This is a genomic window from Collinsella sp. HCP3S3_D1, assembly GCF_052064015.1.
GTDB lineage: Bacteria > Actinomycetota > Coriobacteriia > Coriobacteriales > Coriobacteriaceae > Collinsella.
In genome coordinates this window covers 75995-82143 of sequence record NZ_JBQHWK010000011.1, presented here as the reverse complement: position 1 = coordinate 82143, position 6149 = coordinate 75995, and the positions used below count along the sequence as shown (strand labels likewise).

The 6149-nt window shown below is 65.1% G+C and carries 3 protein-coding genes; 2 read left to right on the top strand and 1 reads right to left on the bottom strand.

Going from position 1 to position 6149, the window contains the following annotated elements:
- Positions 1-170: 170 nt before the first annotated feature.
- On the top strand, positions 171-479 hold the full coding sequence (locus ACTNDJ_RS05485; RefSeq protein WP_441063733.1) for a transposase: 309 nt from the start codon (positions 171-173) through the stop codon (positions 477-479).
- A gap of 130 nt (positions 480-609) precedes the next feature.
- On the opposite strand, the gene ACTNDJ_RS05480 is transcribed toward ACTNDJ_RS05485, so the two are convergent.
- Positions 610-2172, bottom strand: a complete 1563-nt coding sequence (locus ACTNDJ_RS05480) for a cation:proton antiporter domain-containing protein (protein WP_427794183.1) — start codon at positions 2170-2172, stop codon at positions 610-612.
- Positions 2173-2356: 184 nt separating this feature from the next.
- On the opposite strand from ACTNDJ_RS05480, the gene ACTNDJ_RS05475 reads away from it, so the two are divergent.
- Positions 2357-6103 carry a phosphoribosylformylglycinamidine synthase gene (locus tag ACTNDJ_RS05475; protein WP_441063731.1) on the top strand — a complete coding sequence of 1249 codons (3747 nt, stop codon included), beginning with the start codon at positions 2357-2359 and terminating at the stop codon, positions 6101-6103.
- Positions 6104-6149: the final 46 nt, after the last annotated feature.

Below are 6149 nucleotides of genomic sequence, written 5' to 3'. Positions count from 1 at the left end.
GAAAGTACGTTAGCGGGGCCGGCGAAAGCGCGTTAGCGCATTCGGCGAGATGCGTTTGCGAAAGTGGTCAATTTTAGATTAGCGCTAACACGGGCGAGCGCCCGGACGCCGACCTCGCGAACTCGACGCTGTCGGACGCGTGCTCCCGGCTGGCGCCCGGCGAGCGCCCCGTGATCCACTCCGACCGCGGCGTGCACTACCGCTGGCCGGGCTGGATATCGATATGCGAGCGGAACGGCCTGGTCAGGAGCATGTCGGCCAAGGGCTGCAGCCCCGACAACGCCGCGATGGAGGGCTTCTTCGGCCTGCTCAAGAAGGAGTTCTTCCACGGGAGGGACTGGTCCGGCTGGTCGCCCGGGGAGTTCATCGAGGCCCTCGGCGCGTGGATAGGGCGCTTCAACTCCGAGCGGGCAAGCGACGCGCTCGGTGGCGCGACACCGGACGACTACCGGTCGTCGCTGGGGATGGCCGCGATTTAGCGGTCCAGGAAATCGTCCGCAGTCCCCGTCCATTCTGGGATGTGACTTCCCGATGGGGGCCGATGCGGAAACTGCGTCCCGTTTCGGGTCTTTAAAGCGGGACGCGGCTTCCCCTAGGGGAAGCATCTCGTTATTTGCCGTCGTCGTCCTGGGCTTCATCGCGCGCGTAGAGCTCCAGCATGCGGCGGCGGTATTCGCGCACGGCGAGCTTGGCGCGCTCCAGGCGGCGGCGCTCACGCGGAGTCAGCTTGGACGGGTCGATCTCGTCGCCATAGGTCTTCTCAGCCAGCAAATGAGCGGCGTCCACGATACGGGCATCGATGTGGCCGCTTGCCGCCTCGGTCGAGAGGCGGTCAGCAATGGAATCAAGGGTAGGTATGCCGTCGAGCGAACGCCCATGGCCATGCGAGGTCAAAAGCTCATGCTCGCGCGCGAGCAGGCTCGCTAGGTCGTGGTGAGCGCGCAGGATATCGAGTGCGTCGGCAGGGTGCTCGGCGACCTCTGCCACGGCAGTGGCCGGCGCGGCATCGACCACGCGATAGAAGAGCTGCGCGAGCAGCGGCATCAAGAACACCGTGATGGCACCGGCGGCTACCATAACCGAGGCGACGTCTTGCGACAGCGCGCCTGCGTTGACGGCCACACTCGTCACGGCAACGATGATCGGCAGGGCCGTAGTGCAGTACAGGGCCACGGTAATGCGGCCATACGCCGAAACGTCACGTGTCGCGGGACAAATGCTCATAGAGACAAGGATCGGCACGGCGCGAATGATCAGCAACGCCGCGATAAAGCCCACGAGCAGACCCGGGCGCGACGCCACGGCCGTCAGGTCAATCTTTGCGCCTGACACGGTAAAGAACACCGGAATCAAAAAGCCATAGGCCAGGCCATCGAGCTTGGTCTCGAGCGTATGGTTGCCCTCGGGGATGATATAGCGCAGGACAAAGCCAGCGGCAAAAGAGCCCAACACGATGTCGAGGTCAAAGATGGCGGAAAATGCCACGAGTGTGACCAGGATGAGCACCGTCAGGCGCACGAACGTCTGCGACGTCGTGTCGGCCCGTTCCTCGACAAACGCAAAGAAGCGGCTGCCGACGCGCTTGGAGCGGCTCGGAACCACGGCCAACAGCACACAGACCAGTGCAAACAAGCCAAGGATCACGAGCGTCTGGATACCAGTACGAGCGGAGAGCAGCACCGACATGGCAAGCACGGGACCGAGCTCTCCCCACGTGCCATAGGCAAGGATGGAGTCACCCACACGCGTGCCGGTCAGCGAACGCTCACGCATGATGGGCACGAGCGTGCCGAGCGCCGTCGAAGTGAGCGCCAGCGTCACGGCGATACCGTCGAAATGGCTGACCGAGAACCACGGGGTAAAGCGCACGGCAAGCCAGGCGATGCCAAACGTGACGACCCACGTCGCCATACCGTAGCGTCCCTCGACGCCCGTGATGTTCTTGGGGTCGATCTCAAAGCCGGCAAGCAGGAACAAAAAGGCCAGACCGAGCTCGGACACAAGCGAGACCTCGGCATCTACATGGATGACGCCGAGCATATGAGGTCCCAGCACCGCGCCGAACACGAGCAAAAAGACCGTCTCGGGAACGGGCTTTCCGGGAATCGCCGATGCGATAAAGGGGCTTGCGAAAGCCACAAGCGCGATGATAGCGAGCGAAACGAATGCCATGTGATGCCTTTCTCTTGTTTGCGCTTCACTGTAGCACCCTCGCCGTCCTCAATACGCCATGAGCTGTCGTATCATAGTGACGTTTACAAACATGTGGCTCAAGGCGACCGCGAGGCTTGTCCCGCAAACCGACCGCTGCCGCATACCGCACCGTACGCCCAACCGATCAGGAAGGCAGGAACCAATGGTCTCTCGTATTTACGTGGAGAAGAAACCCGGGTTCGACGTCGAGGCTCAGCAGCTCAAGGGCGAGCTGACCGAAATTCTCGGCATCAAGGGCATCGAGGCCCTGAGGATCATCAACCGCTACGACGTCGAGGGCATCGACGAGGAGCTTTTCCGCTCCTGCGTGCCGACCGTCTTTAGCGAGCCCCAGGTCGATGTGACCTACGACGAACTCCCCGCAAGCGATGGCGCCGTCTTTGCTGTCGAATTCCTGCCTGGCCAGTTTGACCAGCGCGCCGACTCCGCCAGCGAGTGCGTGCAGCTCATCAGCCAGGGCGAGCGCCCCGCCGTGCGCTCCGCCAAGGTCTATATGATCTCGGGCGCTCTGGACGAAGCCGCCATCGAGGCCATCAAGCACTACGTGGTGAATCCCGTCGAGGCCCGCATCGCCTCGCTCGGCCTACCCGAGACGCTGTACATGGAGACCCCCGAGCCCCAGCCCGTCGAGGTGCTCGACGGCTTCCGCGAACTCGACGAGGCCGGCCTTGCCGCCTTTATCTCCGAGCGCGGCCTTGCCATGGACGAGGCGGACATCGCCTTCTGCCAGCAGTACTTCCGCGATGAGGACCGCGACCCCACCATCACCGAGATCCGCGTGATCGACACCTATTGGTCCGACCACTGCCGCCACACCACCTTCGGTACCGTCCTGGACGACGTGACAATCGATGACGCCGTGGTACAGCAGGCCTTCGACCGCTATATGGAGATGCGCCACGAGCTCGGTCGCGACGCCAAGCCCGTCTGCCTCATGGACATGGGCACCATCGGTGCCAAGTACCTTAAGAAGACCGGCGTCATGACCGATGTCGACGAGTCCGAGGAGATCAACGCCTGCACCGTCAAGGTGAAGGTCGATGTCGACGGCGAGGACCAGGACTGGCTGTTCCTGTTTAAGAACGAGACCCACAACCACCCGACCGAGATCGAGCCCTTCGGCGGTGCCGCCACCTGCGTGGGCGGCGCCATCCGCGACCCGCTCTCTGGCCGCAGCTATGTGTACCAGGCCATGCGCGTCACCGGCGCCGGCGACCCCACCGTCCCGGTCTCCGAGACGCTCGAGGGTAAGCTGCCGCAGCGCAAGCTCGTGACCACCGCTGCCGCCGGCTACTCCAGCTACGGCAACCAGATCGGCCTTGCCACCGGTCAGGTCAGCGAACTCTATCACCCCGGCTACGTGGCCAAGCGCATGGAGGTCGGCGCCGTCGTGGGCGCCACCCCGGCAAACCACGTGCGTCGCGAGTGCCCCGCCCCCACCGACAAGATCATCCTGCTGGGCGGCCGCACCGGCCGTGACGGCATCGGCGGCGCCACCGGCTCCTCCAAGACCCAGAACACCGATTCCATCGAAACCTCGGGTGCCGAGGTCCAGAAGGGCAACGCCCCGGTCGAGCGCAAGCTGCAGCGTCTGTTCCGCCGCGGCGACGCCTGCCGCCTGATCAAGCGCTGCAACGACTTTGGCGCCGGCGGCGTCTCGGTCGCCGTGGGCGAGCTTGCCGACGGCCTGTATGTCGACCTGGACACCGTGACCAAGAAGTACGACGGCCTGGACGGAACCGAGCTCGCTATCTCCGAGTCCCAGGAGCGCATGGCCTGCGCCGTCGCCGACGGTGACGTCGAGGAGTTCATGGGTTATGCTGCCGAGGAGAACCTGGAGGCGACCGTCATCGCCGAGGTTACCGCCGAGCCGCGCATGCGTATGGCCTGGAACGGCGTCGCCATCGTCGATCTGTCCCGCGAGTTCCTCAACTCCAACGGCGCACCCAAGCACCAGGTCGCCCACGTGTGTGCCCGTAGCGTGTGGCAACCCAGCTGGGCCGGCACCACGCTTGCCGAGCGCATGACCTCGCTTGTCACCGATCTCAACGTCGCCTCCAACAAGGGCCTTTCCGAGCGCTTCGACTCCACCATCGGTGCCGCTACCGTGCTCATGCCCTTTGGCGGCAAGACGCAGCTCACCCCGAGCTCTGCCATGGTCGCCAAGTTCCCCGTGGACGGCGAGACCACCACGGCGAGCGCTATGGCATGGGGCTTCAACCCCTACCTGATGGAGGCCGACCAGTTTGCAGGCGCCTACCTGTCCGTGGTCGAGTCCATCGCCAAGCTCGTTGCCGCCGGCTTTGAGCACAAGCGCGCCTACCTCTCCTTCCAGGAGTACTTTGAGCGCCTGCGCACCGAGCCCGAACGTTGGGGCAAGCCCATGGCAGCCGTCCTGGGCGCCCTTATGGCCCAGGTCGACCTGGGTGCCGGCGCCATCGGCGGCAAGGATTCCATGAGCGGCTCGTTTGAGGACGAGGCCGGCGAGCTCAACGTTCCGCCGACCCTGATCAGCTTCGCTGTCGCCGTGGGCCGTGCCGCCCGCGCCGTCTCCCCCGAGTTTAAGGGCCTCACGCACCGCGTCGTTCGCATCGCCCCCGCCACCTATGGCGAGGACTACCGCCCCGATGCCCAGCAGCTGCTCGCCGCGTTTGACGCCGTCGAGGCGCTCACCGCTACCGGCGACGCCCTGGCCGTCTCCACGCCCGGCTACGGCTGCGGCGCCGAGAGCCTCTTTAAGATGTGCGTCGGCAACCAGATCGGTATCGAGCTTGCCGAAGATGTGGACGTGGAGAGCCTCTTCACCCCGCTCTACGGCAGCTTTATCGTCGAGCTCGCCGAGGACGCCGAGCTGCCCGAGGTCGCCGACGGCGTTGTCGTCGAGCCCCTGGGTACCACCGTCGAGGGCTATGTCATCGACACCGGCTCCGAAGTCATCGAGCTCGCCGAGCTCCAGGAGGCCTGGGAGAGCGGTATCGAAGGCGTCTTCGCCTACCGCAGCGCCGGCGAGACCCCCGAGGTCGAGGCCATCGACTTCCGCGCCAAGGATATCCACGTGTACGGCGGCGCCAAGATCGCCCGCCCGCGCGTGATCATCCCTGTGTTCCCCGGCAACAACTGCGAGTACGATAGCGCCCGCGCCTTCCGCGCCGCCGGCGCCGAGGCCGACACCTTCGTGATCAACAACCTCACGCCCGAGGCCGTCGCCGAGAGCACCCACGAGCTCGCCCGCCGCATCCGTGCAAGCCAGATCGTCATGATTCCCGGCGGCTTCTCGGGCGGCGACGAGCCCGACGGCTCCGCCAAGTTCATCACGGCGTTCTTCCGCGCTCCCGAGGTCACCGAGGCAGTCCGCGACCTGCTCAAGGCCCGCGACGGCCTGATGCTGGGCATCTGCAACGGCTTCCAGGCCCTGATCAAGCTCGGCCTGGTGCCCTACGGCGACATCGTCGACGCCACGCCCGATGCGCCCACGCTGACCTTCAACACCATCGGTCGCCATCAGAGCCGTCTGGTGCGCACCCGCATCTCGTCCAACCTGTCCCCGTGGCTGTCGCAGTGCAGTCTGGACGACCCCTACACCGTCGCCATCAGCCACGGCGAGGGCCGCTTTGTCGCCAACGATGAAGTGCTCGCCCAGCTGATCGCCAACGGCCAGGTCGCCACGCAGTACGTGGGCGAGGATGGCAAGCCCAGCATGGATCTCTCCGTCAACCCCAACGGCTCCGCGCTCGCCATCGAGGGCATCACGAGCCCCGACGGCCGCGTCCTGGGCAAGATGGGCCATGCCGAGCGTCGCGGCGACAACCTGTACCGCAACGTGCCCGAGCATGTCCCCGGCGATAAGTTCATGCCGATCTTTGAGAGCGGCGTAGCCTACTTCGCTTAAATACGTTCCCATCGGGTACAATCCCCTCGGGTAACAACACCCGCCA